This is a genomic window from Azospirillum sp. 11R-A (assembly GCF_049472615.1).
Classification (GTDB): Bacteria; Pseudomonadota; Alphaproteobacteria; order Azospirillales; family Azospirillaceae; genus Azospirillum; species Azospirillum palustre.
The window spans coordinates 181,252-202,236 of the sequence record NZ_JBCEBL010000009.1 but is presented as its reverse complement, the minus strand read 5'-3'; the positions used below and the strand labels follow the sequence as shown (position 1 = coordinate 202,236).

Genomic DNA, 20,985 nt, shown 5'->3' with positions numbered 1-20,985 from the left:
CCGATGACGATCCGCCGCCTGTTCGTCGCCAACCGCGGCGAGATCGCGGTGCGGATCATCCGCGCCGCCAAGAGCCTGGGGATAGAGACGGTCCAGGCCTATTCCGAGGCCGACCGCGAGATGCTGGCGGTCAAGCTCGCCGACCAAGCGGTCTGCGTCGGCCGCCCGGCCGCCCGCCACTCCTATCTCGATGCGGCGGGGCTGGTGGCCGCGGCGCGGACGGCAGGCTGCGACGCCGTCCATCCCGGCTACGGCTTCCTGGCCGAGAATGCCGAGTTCGCCGACATGGTGGAAAGCTTCGGCATGGTCTTCGTCGGGCCGAAGGGTGAAACCATCCGCCGCATGGGCGACAAGGCCGCCGCCCGCGAGGCCGCCATCGCCGCCGGGGTGCCGGTGGTGCCGGGGTCGCAGGGCCGCGTCGCCGACATCGACGCCGCACTCGCCGCCGCCGGGACCATCGGCTATCCGGTGATGATCAAGGCGGCGGCGGGCGGCGGCGGGCGCGGCATCCGCATCGCCGAGACGCCGGACGAGTTGCGCCGCCTCGCCCCGCAGGCACAGTCGGAGGCCCAGGCCGCCTTCGGCGACGGCGGCCTCTATCTGGAGCGGGTCATCGGGAACGCCCGCCACATCGAGGTGCAGATCCTCGGCGACGGCGAGCGGGCGATCCATTGCTTCGAGCGCGAATGCTCACTTCAGCGCCGCCGCCAGAAGGTGTGGGAGGAGGCGCCGGCCGCCTGCCTAGACGAGGCCACCCGCGCGCAGATCTGCGCGTCGGCGGTGGCGCTGGCCGAAAGCGTCGGCTACCGCGGCGCCGGCACGCTGGAGTATCTCTACGACGAGCCGTCGGGCGCCTTCTACTTCATCGAGATGAACACCCGCATCCAGGTCGAGCATCCGGTGACCGAGATGATCACCGGCATCGATCTGGTGGCGGCGATGATCCGCATCGCCGGGGGCGAGCCGCTGCCCGTCACCCAGGACCGGGTGACCCGGACCGGCCACGCCATCGAGGTGCGCATCAATGCCGAGGATCCGGCCGCGGGCTTCCTGCCCTGCCCCGGCACGGTCGAGCGGCTGATCGTGCCGACCGCCCCGGCAATCCGCTTCGATGGGATGATCTACGAGGGCTACACGGTCCCGCCCTTCTACGACTCCCTGCTCGGCAAGCTGATCGTGCATGGCGCCACCAGGGACGAGGCCATCGACCGCCTCGCCGATGCGCTGGAAGGCTTCGCCGTCACCGGGCTGAAGACCACCGTCCCGCTGCACAAGGCGCTGGCCGCCGATCCGGATGTCCGGGCGGGCAAGGCGCACACCCGGTTCCTGGAAGGCTGGCTGGCCGGGAACCCCGCTTTCAATTCCCAGAAGGCCGCGCAATAGGAGCACCGGATGCAGACCCGCTATTCCTACGGTGGCGACGAGCACATCTTCGTCGAGATGGACGAGGAGATGTCGCTCGAAGCTTTCTTCAAGAGCATGTCGATCACCAACGCGCTCCGCTCCGCCTATATCGAGGGCGTCACGGAGATCTGCCCGGCCAACGGCAGCTTCCAGGTCAAGTTCGATCCCGACCGCATCGCTCCCGACGACCTGATGGGCCGGCTGCGGGCGCTGGAACAGGCGGCGGACCGGGCGGAGAAGCGGCTGGAGACCCGGATCGTCGAGGTGCCGGTCTATTACCGCGATCCCTGGACCACCGAAACGCTGATGCGCTTCCGCGAGCGGCACCAGGATCCGCAGAGCACCGATCTGGAGTATGCGGCACGGGTGAATGGCTACGACACGGTGGAACAGTTCATCCACGCCCACCACGCCTCGCCCTGGTTCGTGTCGATGGTGGGGTTCGTCGCCGGCCTGCCCTTTCTTTACCAGCTGGTCGAGCGGTCGCGGCAAATCCAGGTGCCGAAATACCTGCGCCCGCGCACCGACACGCCGAAGCACACCATCGGCCATGGCGGCTGCTTCGGCTGTGTCTATTCGGTCCGCGGCGCCGGCGGCTACCAGATGTTCGGCATCACGCCGATGCCGATCTACGACCCGACCCAGAAGGTCTCCCACCTGCGCGACTTCATGGTGTTCTTCCGCCCCGGCGACATCGTGAAATGGAAGCCGATCGACCGCGAGGAATACGACGCCATCACCGCCGACGTCGCGGCCAACCGCTACGAGCCGCGCATCCGCAAGGTTACCTTCGACCTCGACGGCTTCAACGCGGACATCGACGGCACCAACCAGCGGCTGATGGAGACCCTCCATGGCGTTTAAGGTTCTCAACCCCGGCCTGCTGACCACCGTCCAGGATCTCGGCCGGCCCGGCTATTTCCATCTCGGCATCCCGATGTCGGGCGCCATGGACCGCTATGCGCTCCGCGCCGCCAACCTGCTGGTCGGCAACCCGGAAGGAGCCGCCGCCCTGGAGGCGGTCTTCATGGGGCCGCAGCTGGAGTTCGAAGTGGACGCCACCGTCGCCGTCACCGGCGCCGACCTGCCCGCCCGCGTCGACGGCGAGCCGCATCCGGCCTGGACCGCCTTCCCGGTGCGCGCCGGACAGGTGCTGTCCTTCGACTATCTGAAGGGCGGCGCCCGCGCCTACATCGCGATCTCCGGCGGCATCGACACGCCGCCGGCGCTGGGCAGCCGTTCCACCTACATCATCGGTGCGCTCGGCGGCTATCACGGCCGGGCGCTCGCGGCGGGCGACATGGTGCCGCTGGGCAGGCCGGGGGCGTTCCGCCACGGCACCGAGGTTCCGGAGGCACTGCGCCGCACGGTGGGCAAGAGCGCCGAACTGCGCGTTCTACCCGGCCTCTACTGGCGTCTCATCACCGAGGAGGCCGGGCGCAACTTCTTCGAGGACAGCTGGAAGGTGGCGCCGGAGGCCGACCGCATGGGCTACCGGTTCCGCGGCGGCCGCCCCTTTACCTTCGAACCGCGCGAACAGCCCTTCGGCGCCGGCTCCAACCCGTCGAACATCGTCGATGCCTGCTATCCCTACGGCTCGATCCAGGTGCCGGGCGGCACCGAACCCATCGTTCTGCACCGCGACGCCGTGTCGGGCGGCGGCTATTTCACGCTGGGTGCGGTGATCTCCGCCGACATGGACCTGATCGGCCAGATGCAGCCCCACACCGGCGTGCGCTTCGTCAAAATCGACATGGAACAGGCGCTGGCCGCCCGCACCGACGAGGCTCGGCGGCTGGGCCTGCTGCGCGACGCCCTCGCCTGACCGGCCGGAAGGCGGCAGCGGCCCGCCGCCTCCCCCCAGCTCTTTTATAGCTCTTTTAAAAACATCCCCCGTCCGTCCCATCCCATGCCGTGGAGACCACTCGCATGAACGCCCTCGCTCGCGCTCTTGTCGCCGCCACAGTCCTTGGAAGCAGCCTTGCCGCCCTGCCGGCGTCAGCCGCCGAGTGGTTCCCCTATCCGGCGGTGGAGGTGACGCCTGCCTTCTCCGCCGACGGCCAGCCGAAGGACGTCTCCTACAGCCCGCTGCCGAAGGCCACGAAGAAATGGGACATCTGCGTGTCCTTTCCGCACATGAAGGACGCCTATTGGCTGGGCGTCGATTATGGCGTGGTCGAGGAGGCCAAACGGCTGGGGGTGAAGGTCAATGTGGTGGAGGCCGGCGGCTACACCGAGCTGAACAAGCAGATCAGCCAGATCGAGGACTGCGTTGCCCGCGGCGCCAACGCCGTGGTGATCGGCGCCATCAGCTTCGACGGGCTGAACAATCTGGTCGCGGAGCTGGCGAAGAAGAACATCCCGGTGATCGACGTCATCAACGGCATCTCGTCCCCGGCGCTGACCGCCAAGTCGCTGGTCTCCTTCCACACCATGGGGGCCGAGGCCGGCCGTTATCTTGCCGCCAGGCATCCGGCGGGCAGCCCGCCGGTGAAGGTCGGCTGGTTCCCCGGCCCGGCCGGCGCCGGCTGGGTCGAGGCCGCCAACAAGGGCTTCATGGAGGCGGTGGCCGGCTCCGCCGTGCAGGTGCTGGAACCGCGCTATGGCGACACCGGCAAGGAGGCGCAGCTGCGGCTGGTGGAGGACGTGCTGCAAGCGACGCCGGACATCAAATATGTCGCCGGCACCGCGGTGACCGCCGAGGCGGCGCAGGGCCTGCTGCGCGAACGCGGACTGACCGACAAGGTCGGGCTGATCGCCTTCTACATGACGCCCGGCGTCTACCAGGGCATCAAGCGCGGCTTCATCCAGGCGGCACCGGCCGATTCCATGGTCATCCAGGGCCGGATCGCCATCGATCAGGCGGTGCGCGCGCTGGAGAAGACCGATCTGGTCAAACATGTCGGCCCGAAGATCTTCGTCGTCGACAAGGGCAATGTCGGCACGGTGTCCCGCGACACCATCCTGCCGCCGGACAATTTCGCCCCCGTTTTCAGCGTGAAGTGACCTCCCAGCCCCCATGCGGACGGGCCCGACGGTCCGCATGGGCGGCATTCCACCCGGAGCACGCGCATGTCCCCTCCCATCCTGATCCGGACCGTTGCCCTGACCAAGCGCTATCCCGGCGTCACCGCGCTGGATCGCGTCGATTTCGATCTGCATGCCGGCGAGGTGCATGTGCTGTTCGGGGAGAACGGCGCCGGCAAATCGACCCTGATCTCGCTGCTGGCCGGCGTGTCCGTCCCCAGCGAGGGCGAGATTCTGGTGCGCGGCCATCATGCCCGCTTCACCGGCGTCGCCGACGCCCGTGCCGCCGGCATCTCCGCCGTCTTCCAGGAATTCTCGCTGGTCCCGACCCTGACGGTGGCGGAGAACCTGTTCCTGGGCGACGAGCCGCGCAAAGGCCCGTTTCTCGACCGCCGGGCGATGCGGCGCAAGGCCGCCGCCCTGTTCGCCGACCTCGATTTCGCCATCGACCCCAGGCGGCTGGTCGCCACGCTGAGCCGCGCCGAACAGCAGATGGTCGAGATCGCCAAGGCATTGCACGGCGAGGTCGGCATCCTGATCCTGGACGAGCCGACGGCCTCGCTGACCGACCGCGAGGTCGATCATCTGTTCGCGGTGATCGCCCGCATGAAGGCCCGCGGCGTCGGCATCGTCTACATCTCGCACCGGATGCAGGAATTCGCCCGCATCGCCGACCGTGTCACCGTGCTGCGCGACGGCCGGCGGATCGGCACCGTGGCGATGGCCGACACCAGCGAGGCGGCCCTGCTGGAGATGATGGCCGGCCGCGCCATCGCCGAGATCTACCCGTCCATCGCCCGCAATCCCGGCGAGGTCCTGCTGCGGATGGAAGGACTGCACGCCTGGGGTGTCCATGGCGTCGATCTGGAGGTCCGCGCCGGCGAAGTGCTGGGCGTGGCCGGCCTCGTCGGCTCCGGCAAGTCGCGCAGCTTCCGGGCGTTGATGGGCCTGCTGCCGGTCCAGGCCGGCCGGGTGACGGTGCGGGGACGGGACGTCACCGGTGCCTCGACCCGCGACCTGATGCGGGCCGGCCTCTGCTATGTACCGCCCGACCGCAAGACCGAGGGGCTGCAGCTGGCCTTCAGCACGCGGGACAATCTGGCGCAAGGGGAGCTGGCCGGCACGCCGAGCCGCTTCGGCCTGCTGCCCTGGCCGCGCATTCGCAGACGGTGCGAGGCAACCGCCGAACGGGTCGAGCTTCCGGTCACCTATCGCGGCCGGGCGGCCGGCCAGCTGTCCGGCGGCAACCAGCAGAAGGCGCTGTTCGGCCGCGCGCTCGGCCGCGACTACGACCTCTATATCTTCGACGAGCCGACCGTCGGCGTCGACATGGGCGCCCGCGCCGCGATCTACCGCCTGATCCGCGAACTGGCGGAGGCCGGCAAGGCGGTGGTGGTGATCTCCTCCGACCTGCCGGAGGCGATGAACCTCGCCCACCGCTTGGCAGTCTTCGCCCATGGCCGCATCGCCGCCGAACTGGAGGGCGACGCCATCGGCGAGGCGGCCATCCTCTCCCATTTCTTCGACCCTGTTCCATCGGCCTCCGCCCCATCGGTACCCGCCATCGACCAAGAAGCGAGACTGCCCGCATGAGCGCCACCTCCGCCGCCTCCCCGCCGTCCGGCACCGCTCCCGCTCCCGTCCCCGCCACCGTCCGGCTGCGCATGGCCGGGCGGGCGCTGTTCATCCGGCTGGGCGTGCTGCCCTTCTTCCTGGCTGCCGCGCTGATCGTCTTCGCGCTGGCATCCGACCGTTTCCTGACCGCGGACAACCTCGTCAACGTGATGCGCCAGTCGGTCTATCTGGTCCTGGTGTCGCTGGGGCAGATGATGGTGCTGATCACCGGGGGCTTCGATCTGGCGGTCGGGGCGACGGTCGCCCTCACCTCCGTCGTGTCGGCGCTGGCGATGGCGGCGCTCGGCCAGATGTTCCCGGACGTCCCCATCCTGGTGATCGCGCTCGGCGCGCTGGCCGGTTTCGCGGTGGCGGCGCTGGTCGGTCTGGCGAACGGGGCCGGCGTCGCCCTGTTCGGCGTCTCGCCCTTCATCATGACGCTGGGCGTCAGCTCGGTGGCGGCCGGCGGGTCGCTGTTCCTGACCGGCGGCGTCCCGGTGTCGGGACTGCCGGCCGAGTTCGCCGACCTGTTCGGCTTCGGCCGCTGGCTCGGCATCCCGGTGCCGGTGCTGGTCGCCGCCGTGGCCGTCGCCATCGCCTGGGTGGTGATGACGCGCACCCGCACCGGCGCTCACCTCTATGCCGTGGGCGGCAACATCAAGGCGGCGAAGCTGTCGGCCATCCACACGGGCCGGACGCTGATCGTGGCCTATGTCCTGTGCGCCCTGATCGCGGCGCTGACCGGCCTGCTGCTGACCGCGCGGGTGGAGTCGGGCGAGGCCAATCTCGGCGGGACGCTGGCCCTGGAGTCCATCGCCGCCTGCGTGATCGCCGGCGTGTCGCTGCGCGGCGGCATCGGCCGGGTCGAAACCGTGGTGCTGGGCGCCTTCTTCATCGTGCTGGTGCAGAACGGCATGAACCTCGCCCAGATCGGATCCTATCTGCAGATGGTGCTTCTCGGCGGGTTGCTGATCCTGGCGGTGATCTTCGACCAGATCCGCTATCGCATGATGATGACCGCCTGAGCGACGTTGCCCGGCCGGTCGCCGGCCGATTCCGTAGAAAAACCACTTCAGTATCCAAACTGTTATCGGAGCGTTTAGATTTTCTTCAGTGAATTGCTGTGTTATCGCAGTTGCCACAAGCAAATGCAGCGCCGGCGAAAGGTCCCAGATGCCTGACACCCTGAAGGCCGACGCCCCGTCCGCCCCGCTCCTGACCATTCCCGACGCACTCGCTTCGGAAGCCGCGGCGGTGATGCTGAGCGGCGACCCGGGCGCGTTGAAGGCCGTTCAGGGGAAAATGGCGGCGGCCCTGGCCGGACAGGGCCTGCCGGAAGCGTCGGCGGGCACGCTGGTCGATGGCTGGATGCATGACTTCACCGCCGGGCTCGGCGCGCAGGCGACGCCGGATGCCGCCATTGCCCAGGCGAACCGGATCGCCGCCGGTGCCGCCGAGCGGATGGCCCAGGCGACGCAGGAAGCGGCCTCGCTGACCGGCGAGCAGCGCGTCGCCAGCGCCTTGGCGCAAGGGCAGGGACACGGAACGGACGCGCTGACCGCAAAGGGCACGGCGTCCGACCTGTCCGCCGCCCTGTTCAACGGGGTGATGGACCCGCTCGCCCGGCCGGCGGGTGCGGCGGACCCGATTGCCGCCCTGTCGCAGGCCCTGAATTCGCCGCCATCCCCCACGGTCACGCCGGCGGCGGCACCGCTGTCCCCGGCCGAGCAGCTGACCGCCGCCCTGGCCTCCGGCTCCGGCGTTCAGGAGGCGGTGAAGGCGGTGGGGGCCGGGCAGAACGGCCACTTCGCCGACACGCTGGAACGCGCGCTGTCCAGCGGCACCGACTCCACCGCCGCCGTGACCGCGGCGAAGGAAACGAGTGCCAACAGCGAGGCACTGGCCCACTCCACCACGGTCGGACAGTCCGATGGCGCCCGCATGCTCGCCGCCCTGGCCTCCGGCAGCGCCGAGGCGCACACCGCCACGAACGGGGCCGCGAACGGTGCCGCCTTCGCCAGCGTGCTCAACGATGCCCTGACGCAAGGGGGATCGCCGGACGCCGCCCTCGCCGCGTCGGTCAGGGCGCAGACGGAGATGACCGCCAGCCAGAACGCCGCCGTCGTGCCGCCGAAGCCGACCGACGCGCTGGTGGCGTCGCTCGCCTCCGGCCGCAATGTCGGTGAAACCGTCAAGTCCTTCGCCTCGGCCGCCGGCATCGACCCGACCGCAGCCGGCGGATTCGGGCAGGCCCTGGGCAGCGCCCTGTCCAGCGGGCACGAGCCGTCCGGCGCCCTGGGCACGGCACGCCAGGACGTCGCCGCGGCATCGTCCCTGTCGGCCGAGACGGCGAAGGGGGTGAAGGCCGATCCGCTCGTCACGGCTCTCGCCAGCGGACAGAATGTCCAGCAGGCCGTCCAGGCCCTCGGCGGCTCCGGCGCCGCCTTCAGCGCGGCGCTCGGGCAGGCCCTGGCGGAGGGACGGCCCGCCGGGCAGGCGCTGGCGGCAGCCCGTCAGGCCGCCGACACCGTCCAGCAGAACACCCAGGCCAGCGAAGTCCCGGTGTCGGCGCAGGACAAGGCGATTGCCGACCTCGCCAACCCGGACAAGGCGGCAGCCCCCAAGGAGGCCGGCGAAACCAAGCAAGCCGCCAAGGATGCTGCCAAGGACGGGGCCCAGCACAGCGACAGCGCCGACGGCAAGGCCGCCGAACAGGTGGCCGATGCCCAGGCGAAGGACGACGGCGGAAAGGAAAAGGACGGGAAGGACGCCAAGGCGGACGATAAGGCGGGCGACAAGGGCGATGCGAAAGCCGACGCCAAGGAGAGCACCGGCGACAAGGCCGCTCCCGATGCATCCGCCGATGGAAAGCCGGCGGCACCGGACGCCTCCCCGCAGGCGGCAAAACAGGCGGCGATGAGCGATGCCGCCCCCAAGGCCATCAGCTTCGATCTGCCCGGCGCGACGGACAAGGGCACCGCCACGAGCGACAGCGCCGCCCACTCCGCCGCATCGACGGACGCACGGCCGGCCGCCTCCGCCCCCTCGGTGACGAAGGCGCTGAGCACCAGCGATGCCTTCGCCGTCGCGGCGCAGAGCCAGCAGCGGGCGGTGCAGTCGGTGGTCCGTGCCGTCGAGAACGCGTCGTCCGACACCTCGGGCACCACCACGCCGACCGTAACGCCGACGCTGCCCGCCACCCCCACCGTTCCGGCCGAGCACCACGCCGCGGCGCCGACCCTGTCGGCATCCTTCGACGCGGCGGCCATGGCGAAGGCGCTGGCGATTGCCGAGGGAAGCGCCGCTCCGGCCGGCTTCACCGTCTTCCACCTGATCGAAGCGATGTTCCGGCCCGGCGAGACCGGCAGCAGCGTGGTCGGCGTCGCGGTGGTGGCGAACCAGGGGTCGCAGCTCGGCATCTGGCAGTACAGCGTCGACGGCACCAGCTGGAGCGCGGTCGGATCGGTTGCCGAAACGGCGGCACTGGTGCTGCCGGGCAATGCCCTGCTGCGCTTCCTGCCGGCGGCCGGCGCCTCCGGCCAGGCGCCTGCCCTTGAACTGCGGGCCGTCGGGAACGAGTGGACCGGCGGCTTCAGCGGCGCCGAGCACCGGCTGTTCACGCTCGATGGAACCGGCGGCACCACGCCCCTGTCCTCCGATGTGGCGAAGCTGTCCATCGACGTCACCTCCGTCAACGGCGCCCCGGTGGCGACCGGCGTGCAGGCCGTCCTCGACGCCGTGGCGGAGGACAGCGGCAACCCGGCCGGCGCCTCCGTCTCGACCCTGTTCGGCAAGCTGTTCTCGGACCCGAGCGATGCGGTGTTCGGCGCCACCGGCGACAGTTTCGCCGGCATTGCCGTGGTCGCCAATCCCGGCAACTCCGCCCAGGGCGAATGGCAGTACTGGAACGGAAGCAGCTGGGTCGCCGTCGGCGCGGCGTCGGACGGCAATGCCCTGCTGCTGTCCGCCGAAACGATGCTGCGCTTCCTTCCCGTCGCGAACTGGAACGGGCAGCCCCCCAGCCTGACGGTGCGTCTGGTCGACGATTCGGCAGGCGCCCTCGTCAGCGGCGACCGCGTCGACCTGAAGAGCCTCGGCGTCGGCGGCACCACCCCCTACAGCGTGTCGGCCATCCAGCTCGACACCCGCGTGACCGCCGTCAACGACGCCCCGATCGCCACCGGAACGACGGCTACGCTGGCGCACATCGCGGAGGACGCCGCCAACCCCGCCGGTTCCACCGTTTCGACCCTGTTCGGCGGCCTGTTCTCCGACCCCACCGATGCCGTCGCCAGCGGATCGACGGCGAACGCCTTCGCCGGGGTGCTGGTGGTCGGCAACGCCGCCACGGCGACGCAGGGCTTGTGGCAGTACTGGACCGGAAGCAGCTGGGCCGACATCGGTGCGGCAAGCTCCGGCGACGGCCTGCTGCTAGCCGCCGGCACCGCCCTGCGCTTCCTGCCCGCCGCCGACTGGAACGGCACCACCCCGGCCCTGACCGTGCGGCTGGTGGACAATTCGCTGGGAGCGATCACCAGCGGCGAGCACGTCACCGCGACCGCGGGCGGCGGAACCAGCCGCTTCAGCGCCGGCACCATCACGCTGACCGGCAGCGTCGATGCCGTCAACGATGCGCCGGTCGCCACCGGCACCGCGGCCACCCTGCCGGCCATCGCCGAGGACACCGCCGATCCGGCCGGGGCCACCGTCACCAGCCTGTTCGGCAGCCTGTTCTCCGACGCGGCCGACGCCGTGACCGGAGGATCGTCGGCCAACGGCTTTGCTGGGATCGCCATCGTCGGCAATGCGGCGACAGCGACGGAAGGCGTCTGGCAATATTGGACCGGCACCGCCTGGGCGGCCGTGGGCACGGTGTCGGAAGGGTCGGCCCTGGTGGTCGCCGCCGCCGACCGTCTACGCTTCGTGCCTGCGGCCGACTGGAACGGCACCACCCCGGCCCTGACCGTCCGGCTGATCGAACAGGGCGCCGGCACCGCCGCCACCGGCGGCCATGTCGACCTGACGCACGGCGTCGGCGGCAGCACGGTCTACAGTGCCGAGACCATCGCCCTGACCGGCAGCGTCACGCCGGTCAACGATGCCCCGCAGGTCACCGCCGACACCACGGCGCTGTCGGCGGTGAAGGGCGTGGCGGTCGCGGTCACCGGCCTGTCGGTGTCGGACATCGACGCAGGTTCGACCCCGCTGCTGGTGACCCTCTCTGCCGGACACGGAACGTTGACGCTCGCCGATGGCGGGACGGACGCCGTCATCACCGGCAACGGCACGGACACCGTCACCATCCGGGCAACGCTCGCCACCATCAACAGCCTGCTGGGCGCCACCAACGGACTTCTTTATACCGCGACCTCCTACACCGGCGCCGACAGCATCCATGTCGTGGTCGACGACCAGGGCGGTGGCGGAGCCGGCGGACCGCTGACCGCCAGCACGTCCGTTGCCGTGACGGTGGCGCCGCCGAACGCCTCTCCGGTCCTGGCCGACACCGATCTCTCCCTTTCCGTCGCAGGCGAGGCCCTCGCGGCACCCACGGCAGGAACCGCGGGCATCGCCGTGTCGCAACTGGTCGGCCTGAACGGCAGCGGCCCAGCAAACGTCACCGACGGCGACACCGGTGCGGTCACCGGCATCGCCCTGGTCGGGACCAACGAAGCCTACGGGCACTGGTGGTTCTCGACCGACGGCGGTTCGACCTGGAGCCTCGTCGGCACCGTCAACGACAGCGATTCCGCCCTGCTGCTGCGCTCGACCGACCGGCTCTATTTCCAGCCCAACGCCTCGGTTCCCGGCACCATCAGCGGTGCCCTGACCATCCATGCCTGGGACCAGACCAGCGGGACCGCCGGCAGCAAGGTGACGATGGACACCGGCGCCGGCAGCGCCTTCTCCACCGCGACCGACAGCGTGACGCTGCACCCCGGCGTGCTGATTCCGAACGGCTCCTTCGACAACGGGCTGACCGGCTGGACCTACACCGGCGGCACCAGTGTCGGTTCGACCGGCGACGGCCATGAAGCGACGCTCACCTCGGCGAGCGGCCAGACGCCGACCCAGCTGGAGGATTTCCTCGGCCTCAGCCACGGTTCCATCGCCAGCGCGACCGGAACGGTGCCGTCCGCCGGCCACGCGATGAAGCTCGGCACGACCGTGACGGTGACGCAGGACACGACGCTGACCTTCGACTGGTCCTTCACCTTCACCGACAGCGGTTCCTACCACGACTTCGCCTTCGTCAGCGTCAACGGCGTGGTGACACTGCTGGCCAAGGACGCGAGCGCCAGCGGCAGCTTCAGCGTGGTGGTTGCGGCCAACAGCACCGTGTCGCTGGGATTCGGCGCCTCCGACACCGGCGACAACAGCGTCAACCCGATCCTGCGCGTCGACAACATCAAGCTGACGACGGTCGCCAGCGATCCCATCGTGCTGGACATGACCGGTCACGGGCTGGCGCTGCGGCCGCTGTCCGACGGTGTCCATTTCGACGTGACCGGCGACGGCGTCGCCGACAGCACCGGCTGGATCGGGTCCGGCAACGCCCTGCTGGTGCAGGACAGCAACGGCAACGGACGGATCGACGACGCGCACGAACTGGTCTCCGAACAGTTCGGCAGCGGCTTCAACAGCAGCCTGGAAGCGCTCGCCTCCCTCGACCGCAACCATGACGGCCGCCTGGACGCGACCGACGAGGCCTTCGCCACCCTGAAGGTCTGGCAGGATGCGAACGGCGACGGCGTTAGTCAGGCAGCCGAGCTGCGCGGACTTGCGGAGGCCGGCATCCGCTCCATCGCCACCACCGCGAGCCCGAGCGACGCCAGCCTGGCCGGCAGCCGCATCCTCGGCACCACCAGCATGACGATGGCCGACGGCAGCAGCCATGCGGTGGCCGGCGTGGCCTTCGACGTGAAGGCCGCCTCTGCTGCGCAGGTTCAGGTCCAGCCGCAGGCGACGGCATCGGGCACCAATTTCACGGCTCTGCTGACGTCAGGCCTGGGCTTGCCTGCGGAAGGTATAGTTGCACCGCAGGACGGTTTCTCTCATTTGTCGGATTCGACTGCGGCATCTCACGTCTTCGATCAGCATCATGCACAAAACGCTGATACACAAAGCGTGCATCATATCACAACACCCTAATGCGACTGACAGATTTAGAGGATTTATTAGGAATTTGAACACTGTTTTGTCTTAAAGCCCTATAAGGGTTGTCGGCTATGTTCGCCATTGTCGCAAGCCCATAAGCTTCGGTCGATGGCGAGCCCCAGGACCCCCCATGCGTAAATCCTTCATTTCTGCTGCGGTCTTGCTTCCGCTGATCGCCTGGGGTGCGCAGCCTGTGCTTGCGTCTCCGCGCGAGGACGTGGTTTCCCTGATCGGCAAGGTGACCGAAACCCATGACCGGCTGAGGGGGGCGGAGGCTGCGGCCGAGTCCGCCCGCAACGCGCTTCGGATCAGCCATGGCGGCTGGTACCCGACGCTCAGCCTGTCCGCCAATGGCGGGCGGGAGACCACCAACAAGCCTGCCGGCCTTCCCAACACCGACCTGAACGCCAAGCAGCTGTCGGTGCGCGCGACCCAGCTGATCTGGGATTTCGACGCGACCAACGCCGACATCCGGCGGGCGCAGGTCTCCGTGGTCCGCGCCGACATCGCCGTGGAGCGCACCCGCCAGGAATTGCTGGTGGAAGGATTGAGCGCCTACGCCACCCTTGTCCGCGCCCACCGGCTGCTCGTCTTCTCCCGCCAGTCGGAAGACAACATCCGCCGGCAGACCGGCCTGGAAGAGGTCCGCCTTCAGGAAGGCTACGGCTTCTCTACCGACGTTCTCCAGGCCAAGAGCCAGCTTGCCGGCGCCCAGGCCCGCCGCGTCGCGGCGGAAGAGGCGATGCAGACGGCCCTCAGCCGCTTCCAGGCCTATTTCGGCCATGTGCCCTTCCAGCTCGACGGCGCCGAAGTGCTGGCGATGACCAAGGCCGCGCTGCCGCTGTCGATGGACGCGGCGGTGGACGAGGCGCGACGCCACAATCCGCGCCTTCAGGAACTGGCCCTGACCACGGCCGCCGCCCAGGAAGCGGTGGCGTCGGTGCGCGGTCGCACCCTCTATCCGCGGGTGGAAGGCTATGTCGAGCGCAACATCAAGAGCGACGTCGCCGGCCAGCCGGGGCGGCAGGACGAACTGCTGTTCAAGCTGCAGGTCACCTTCTCGCTGAACACCGGCCTGACCGCGATCAACAGCGTCCGCCTCGCCGAAGCCGACCTGCGCGCCGCCGACGCCAACTGGGCCGATCAGGAACGCACGGTGCTGGAAACCGTCCGCAACAGCTGGAACCGGCTGGAGAGCGCCCGCTCGCAGGTGAAGCTGCTGAACGATCAGGCCAGCCTCGCCGCCGGCTTCCTCGACGTGGCGCGGGCGGAACGCGAATTGGGCTCGCGGTCGCTCATCGACATCCTTTCGGGCGAGACGACGCTGATCAACGCGCGCAGCGATGCCGCCGCGGCGGAGACGGAACTGGTTCTCGCCGGATACCGCCTGCTGGCCGCCATGGGGCGTCTGACTGCCGCCGACATCCAGACCAAACCGATGCCGAAGCTGGCGGCGATGGGGCGCGGCCTGTTCGACGGCTCCGGCAAGACCGAGCCATCACCTCCCGCCAACAGAGACACCAAGCGCAAGCGTGGGAAGGGAGACCAGCAATGACCGGCGGCGCCATCGGACTGCTGCTCCTGCGGCTGCGCTCCAACCTGCGGCTGACGACCCGCGTCTTCGCGGCTTCGCTCGCGGCGAACCTGCTCGGCCTCGCCTCGTCCTTCTACACCATGCTGGTGCTGAACCGGTACGTGACGCACGGCGTCGATTCGACGCTGGCGGCGCTGACCGTCGGGGTCGTGCTGTCCATCGCCTTCGAACATCTGTTCCGCCATGTCCGCCTCGGCATCGCCGGCCGCATCGGCCGCGCCGAGCATGACCGTCTGGCGACCGGCGCCTTCGGCATCCTGCTGACCGCGCGCAGCGGCGCCGGCTCGGCGGAGGGCGACGCCGCCCGGCGCGAGGCGATGCGGGCGCCCGAGCAGATCGACGCGGCGCTCGGCTCCGCCAATCTGGCGACGCTGTTCGACCTGCCTTTCGCGCTGGGCTTCATCCTCGTGGTGGCGCTGGTCTCCTGGCCGCTGGCGGCGATCTGCGTGCTGTTCACTCTGCTGTCGATTGCCGCCGGCCTGCTGGCCCAGGCCGACATGCGGGCGGTCGGCCGCGATCTGGCCCAGGCCGGCGCCGATGCGCAGGGTCTCGTCACCTCCGCCATCGTCGGCCGCGACGCGGCGGCCCTGTTCGGCGGCGCCAAACCGCTGCTCGGCGACTGGCAGCGCGCGGCGAAAACGCTCCGGAGTTTGCGCGAACGCATGTCGATGCGACAGGGCCGTGCCCAGTCGATGGCGCAGAGCCTCCAGGCGCTCCAGGGCGTCGCGGTGATCGCCACCGGCGCCGTGCTGGTGGTGCGTGGCGAGCTGGATGTCGGGTCGCTGATCGGCGTCAACCTGCTGGTCGGCCGGGCGCTGGCCCCCTTCACCCGGCTGGCGCAGATCGGGGAATCGCTGGCGATGGCCCGGCAGGCGCAGAGCCGGCTGGAGCAGTTCGCCCGCACGGCGGTGGAGCCGCCGACCGGCACCAGCCTGCCCCGCTATGGCGGCACGCTGGAACTGCGCGACCTGACCTACACCCCGGCCGGCGCGGTCACCCCGCTGCTGCGCCGCCTGTCGCTGTCGGTTCCCGCCGGCAACATCCTGGTGCTGAAGGGGCGGAACGGCTCGGGCAAATCGACGCTGATCCGCCTGATCGCCGGGCTTGCCGACCCGCAGGAGGGGGCCGTCCTGGCCGACGGCGTCGACATCCGCAAATTCGCCCCCCTCTGGTGGCGCCAGCAGACCGGCTACCTGCCGCAGGAGCCCGTCTTCCTCAACCGGACCATCCGGGAAAATCTGCTGCTCGCCAACCCGCGCCTGTCGGAAACGGACTTGCAGGCCGTCCTGCACCGCGCCGGTGCCGAGCGCGCGGTGGCCGACTGCGCCCAGGGGCTCGACACGCCGCTGCGCAACTTCGGCCAGGAGCTGCCGGTCGGGCACCGGCGCCGGCTGGCGCTCGCCCGTGCGCTGGCGGTCGGCGGCCGGCTGATCCTGCTGGACGAGCCGACCGACGGTCTGGACGCCGAAGGCACCGCCGTCGTCTACCGCACGCTGATCGAACTGGCGCGCGCCGGCCACACGGTGGTCATCGCCTCGCACGATCCGCGCATCCTCCAGGGCGCCTCCCTGGTGCTCGACCTCGATCAGTCGCAGGATTTGGCCATGAGCCGTGACCCGGCCGGACTGGTGGCATCATGAAGCCGCTTCCCCTGCTGACCCGCAAGCGGGCCGCCAGCCCCACCCTGCCCCCCGGCCTTTCCCCCAGCCTTAACCTGGGCGCAGCGGCAGCGGCAGCGGCACCGGCACTGCCCTTCGCCACCGCCACGGCGCCGGAGAGCGAAAGCCGCTTCGGCGACGGGCTGTTCGCCGTCAGCATCGCCGCCTTCCTCGCCGCGCTGGGCTGGGCCTCCATCGCCGAGCTGAACGTCTCCAGCAGCGCGCCCGGCGACGTGGTGCCGCTGGCCTACAACCAGTCGGTCCAGCATTTCGAAGGCGGCATCGTCCGCGACATCCTGGTGCAGGAAGGCGATTCGGTGAAGGCCGGGCAGGTGCTGGTCGAGCTGGACCAGACCAAGACCCGCGCCGACCTGGAAGAGCTGCGCCTGCGCCTCGGCTCGCTCTCCGCCGACATCGCCCGGCTGGAGGCCGAAGTCACGCGGCGCGACAGCATCGACTTTCCCGAGACGCTGACCCGCGAGCGGCCGGATCTGGTGGCGCAGACCCGCGACCTGTTCCGCGCCCGGCGCGACCGGCTGGCCTCCGACATCGACATCCAGCGCCAGGACATCGTCCAGCGCGAGCAGCAGATGGCCGCCGTCCGCGCCCGCATCTCCGGCTCCCAGGTGGCGCAGGGCCTGATCCGCGAACAGCTGTCGATCAGCGAAAGTCTGCTGAAGCGCGAGATCACCAACCGCATGAAGCATCTGGAGCTTCTGCGCGACGACGCCCGCATCACCGGCTCCATCGCCGAGGACCGCGCCACCCTGGCCCAGGCCGAAGCGGCCCTGGCGGAGGCGCGCAGCAAGCTGGTGTGGATCGGCCGCAAGTACGAGGAAGAGGGCCGCAACGCCCTGGACGAGGCGCGGCGCAACCACAACGAACTGTCGCAGCGCCTGACCCGTTATCAGGACAGCCTGGACCGCTCCAGCATGCGGGCGCCGATGGATGGCATCGTCAAGACTCTGGCCGTCTCCACCAAAGGCGCCGTCGTCAAGGCCGGCGAGACGGTGGTGGAGCTGGTGCCGCGCGACGGCAATCTGGTGGTGGACGCCCGCCTGCCGGTGCAGGACATCGGCTATGTCCGCGCCGACCAGCCGGTGGTGGTGACGCTGGCCGGCAGCGACGCCTCGCGCTTCGGCCATATCGAGGGGCGGGTGCGGACGATCAGCCCCGACACGCTGCTCGATGCCAACAAGCAGTCCTACTACAAGGTCCGCGTCGAACTGCCGGTGACGCGCTTCGACTATGGCGGCAAGACCTACGAGCTGTTCCCCGGCGTGCGGGTGACCTGCAGCATCCTGACCGGGCGCCGCACGATCCTCGACTACGTCTTCTCGCCGGTCCTCAACGGCCTCCAGCATGCGATGCAGGAGCGGTGAGGATGGCTGCGATCACGAGACTTATCCCTCCCCCGAGGATCCCCCGATGCTGAGTTCGCTCCAGCCCCGTTCCCGGCAACCGCTGCGCTGGTCGCACATGACCAAGAAGGCGCGCTTCGCCCTGATCCTGGCGGCGGCGATGCTGGTCACCGTTCTGGTGTCGCTGGTGGTGCGCGCCGGCTTCCTCGGCGAGCGCGCCGGGGAGCCGCTGGCGCTCGCCGTGGTGGGACCGCTGAGCGGACCGGACGCGGCGCTCGGGCTGGCGCTGCGCAAGGGTGCGGCGCTGCGGGCCGACACCATCAACGCGGCCGGCGGCATCGGCGGGCGCCCGGTGGAGGTCAGGCCTTTCGACGACGAGGGCGACAAGGGCAAGTCGCTGGAGATCGCCCGGCGCATCGCCAACGATCCCACCATCGTCGCGGTGGTCGGCCACACGCCGGACGCCACCGACAGCGCCGCCGCCATCTATGCGCAGAAGAAGATCCCGCTGATCGCACCGCGCCCGCTGGTCCGCCCGACGGACGGCACGCCCAGCCCGTGGCTGTTCAGCATCGGCTTCGACCGCACCCATGAAATCCGCTTCCTCGCCAACTATGTCCGCAACGTGGTGGGCGAGCCGACGGTCGCCATCATCCGCGAGGACAGCGAGCAGGCGGCGGCGCTTGCCGGCCAGTTCGACAGCATCCTCCAGCGCTTCGGCACCAAGCTGGTCAACCAGTGGACCTACGCACCCGGACGCGGCGGGGCCGGCGCCCTGCCGGTGCTGGCCCAGGCGGTGAAGGAGCGGATGCCGACCGGCGCCATCGTCGTCATCGGCTCGGCGGTGGACAGCGCGCGCGTGGTGGTCGCCTTGCGCGACGTCGGCGTGCGCAACCTGATCGCCGGCAGTTCGGAGATGGCGACCGCCGCCTTCCGCACCGAGATCGTCGCCCAGACCCAGGCGAACCCCAAGGCGCTGACGCCGGAGGCCTACGGCCATGGCCTGCTGGTCGCCTCGCCCGTGCTGTTCGACACCGCGAACGAGCGGGCGCAGCGCTTTTACGGCCAGTATGTCAAGCGCTTCAACGCCGTGCCCGACTGGGCGGCGGCGCTGGGCGCCGACGGCGTCGATCTGATCGCCGGCGCCATCGCCGCTTCCACCGCCGGCACCGGCAAGCCGGACGGGGACGCGCTCCGTCTTGCCATCGCCGGCCATGACCGTGCCGAGACCGCGGTCCAGTCGACTGCCGGAACCTGGACCTTCGACGCCCGCGGGCAGGCGACCCTGCCGGTGATGATGGCGACCTACAACGGCCTGAACCCGGTGGCGGCGCTGACCCAGCTGCAGCCGATCCGCGAGGCCGGCGTCTCCAACTTCCTGGAGGAGGTGCAGCGCGGGCGGGCGCTCTACGTCAACGACCGCTTCATGTACAAGACGGACGTCATCTACACCGGCGTCCAGCTGCACGAGATCCGCGACCTCAATCCGGACGCCAACGAAGCGACGCTGAACCTGACCATCTGGTTCCGCTACCGCGGCGCCTTCAACCCGGCCGACGTCGTCTTCACCAACGCAGTCAAGCCGGTGGAGCTGGGCAAGCCCTACCGCGAGGAGCGCGGCGAGGTCACCACCTACGTCGCCTACCGGATCGAAGGGCGCTTCTCGCTGAACTTCTCCGACCAGCGGCCGCCCTACGGCAGCCATTCCGTCGGCGTCAGCTTCCGCCACCGGACGCAGAACCGCAACACGGTGATGTTCGTCACCGACGTGCTCGGCATGTCGCTGGTGAACACCAACGACTTCGTCGAGAAGCTGAAGGCGATGGCCGCGGCGGAAACCGCGTCGGCTGCCGACCTCAGCCTCGCCGACCGCTTCCGCCGGGCGCTGGAAGGCGAGAGCGAAAGCTCCACCCTGCTCGACCAGCTGCGCGCCAAGCGGGTGCTGGCCCCGTCGCCGGGCTGGCGGCTGTCGCGCGCCTGGATCTCCCAGGACGTCACCAGCGTCAGCAGCGAGGGCGATCCCAACTATGTCGGCTTCGGCCGGCCGCAGCCGGACTTCTCCCGCGTCGATTTCGGCGTGGTGGCGACGCCGGACGCGCCTGCGGCGCGCGACTTCATCCACCGCGACTTCTTCGTCTACATCGCCATCTTCAGCGCGGTGCTGGCGGTCTTCGCAGCATTCATGGACCGGCGCGACCGCGGCCAGTTCTGGAAGATCCAGACGCTGTTCATGCGCATCCTGTCCTGGCCGCTCCTGCTGATGTCGGCCGGCAACATCGTGCTGGATCAGGCGGTGGCGACGCTGCCGGCGAGCGGCATCGCCATGGTGGTGAACGGCATCAACGTGCTGTGGTGGATCGTGCCGGCGATCCTGGTCGACCGCACGATGGAACGCTTCGTCTGGACCCCGCTGGAGATCCGCACCCAGCGCCGCATCCCGGCCATCGTCCGCCGCTTCTCCACCCTGATCGTCTTCGGCTTCGCCGGCTGCGGCATCATGGCCTTCGTGCTGAAGCAGCCGATCACCAGCCTGCTGGCGGCCTCCGGCCTCGTCGGCATGGTCATCGGCCTCGCCATCCAGGCCAACATCGCCAACGTCTTCTCCGGCATCATCCTCAACATCGAACGGCCGTTCCAGATCGGCGACAGCATCCAGATCACCGACGTCGTCCGCGGCGTCGTGGTCGACATGACGTGGCGGACGGTGCGGGTGCGCAACGTCGCCGGCTTCATCGTCGCGATGCCGAACGCCAAGGTGTCGGAAGCGACCGTGGTCAATTTCAGCTCGGTCGAGCGCGTTTCGATGAAGCTGGAATATTTCGCCGACGCCAGCATCGACCCCGGCCACATGGGCGGCCTGCTGACCACGGCATTGCGCGCCACCGACCGGGTGATGCCGAGCGACACCGGCGGGCTGCCCTTCGTCCGCTATGACGGCTTCCGCGCCGTCAACGGACAGTGGCTGTGCAAGTACAACCTGTTCTTCTGCGTCAAGGACCACGAGGCCAGCTTCGCCGTGCCCGAACTGGTCTGGCGCTCGGTCTACCGGACGCTGGCCGACGCCGGCATCGACCCGACCCCGCCCGACCTGTTGGAGGCGGGCGCCGCCGCTGCGGTCGTCACCGCAGCCATCCCGCACGCGACCGTTCCGGCATGAGCAGGAGCATCC

11 protein-coding genes are annotated in these 20,985 nt (G+C 69.8%); all 11 read left to right on the top strand.

The genetic code is table 11. The features are described 5' to 3' along the window. Positions 1-3: 3 nt before the first annotated feature. The 11 genes from VH569_RS15150 to VH569_RS15100 all read left to right on the top strand — a co-directional run bounded on the left by VH569_RS15150 (position 4) and on the right by VH569_RS15100 (position 20,973). The gene (locus VH569_RS15150) at positions 4-1,383 is read left to right on the top strand and encodes an acetyl-CoA carboxylase biotin carboxylase subunit (RefSeq protein WP_423316095.1); all 1,380 of its coding nucleotides are present in this window, start codon (positions 4-6) and stop codon (positions 1,381-1,383) included. Between the two features lie 9 nt (positions 1,384-1,392). After that, positions 1,393-2,268 carry a 5-oxoprolinase subunit B family protein gene (locus VH569_RS15145; RefSeq protein WP_423316094.1) on the top strand — a complete coding sequence of 292 codons (876 nt, stop codon included), beginning with the start codon at positions 1,393-1,395 and terminating at the stop codon, positions 2,266-2,268. Next, positions 2,258-3,229 carry a biotin-dependent carboxyltransferase family protein gene (locus VH569_RS15140; protein ID WP_423316093.1) on the top strand — a complete coding sequence of 324 codons (972 nt, stop codon included), beginning with the start codon at positions 2,258-2,260 and terminating at the stop codon, positions 3,227-3,229. Before VH569_RS15145 ends, VH569_RS15140 begins: the two co-directional genes overlap by 11 nt. 104 nt (positions 3,230-3,333) lie before the next feature. Then, on the top strand, positions 3,334-4,410 hold the full coding sequence (gene torT / locus VH569_RS15135) for a TMAO reductase system periplasmic protein TorT (RefSeq protein ID WP_423316092.1): 1,077 nt from the start codon (positions 3,334-3,336) through the stop codon (positions 4,408-4,410). Between the two features lie 66 nt (positions 4,411-4,476). Next, the gene (locus tag VH569_RS15130; protein ID WP_423316091.1) at positions 4,477-6,024 is read left to right on the top strand and encodes a sugar ABC transporter ATP-binding protein; all 1,548 of its coding nucleotides are present in this window, start codon (positions 4,477-4,479) and stop codon (positions 6,022-6,024) included. Continuing rightward, positions 6,021-7,070 (top strand): ABC transporter permease, encoded by a 1,050-nt coding sequence (locus VH569_RS15125; RefSeq protein WP_423316090.1) that lies wholly within the window; start codon positions 6,021-6,023, stop codon positions 7,068-7,070. The genes VH569_RS15130 and VH569_RS15125 overlap by 4 nt, the downstream gene beginning before the upstream one ends. A 148-nt stretch (positions 7,071-7,218) precedes the next feature. Next, a complete protein-coding gene (locus VH569_RS15120) occupies positions 7,219-13,197 on the top strand; it encodes a hypothetical protein (protein WP_423316089.1) in 5,979 nt (1,992 codons plus the stop codon). A gap of 136 nt (positions 13,198-13,333) precedes the next feature. Then, positions 13,334-14,758, top strand: coding sequence for a TolC family protein (locus tag VH569_RS15115; RefSeq protein ID WP_423316088.1), 1,425 nt, complete (start codon positions 13,334-13,336; stop codon positions 14,756-14,758). Then, on the top strand, positions 14,755-16,437 hold the full coding sequence (locus VH569_RS15110) for an ATP-binding cassette domain-containing protein (RefSeq protein WP_423316087.1): 1,683 nt from the start codon (positions 14,755-14,757) through the stop codon (positions 16,435-16,437). Before VH569_RS15115 ends, VH569_RS15110 begins: the two co-directional genes overlap by 4 nt. Continuing rightward, on the top strand, positions 16,434-17,837 hold the full coding sequence (locus tag VH569_RS15105) for an HlyD family type I secretion periplasmic adaptor subunit (protein WP_423316086.1): 1,404 nt from the start codon (positions 16,434-16,436) through the stop codon (positions 17,835-17,837). Before VH569_RS15110 ends, VH569_RS15105 begins: the two co-directional genes overlap by 4 nt. Before the next feature lie 46 nt (positions 17,838-17,883). Further along, on the top strand, positions 17,884-20,973 hold the full coding sequence (locus VH569_RS15100) for an ABC transporter substrate-binding protein (RefSeq protein ID WP_423316085.1): 3,090 nt from the start codon (positions 17,884-17,886) through the stop codon (positions 20,971-20,973). Positions 20,974-20,985: the final 12 nt, after the last annotated feature.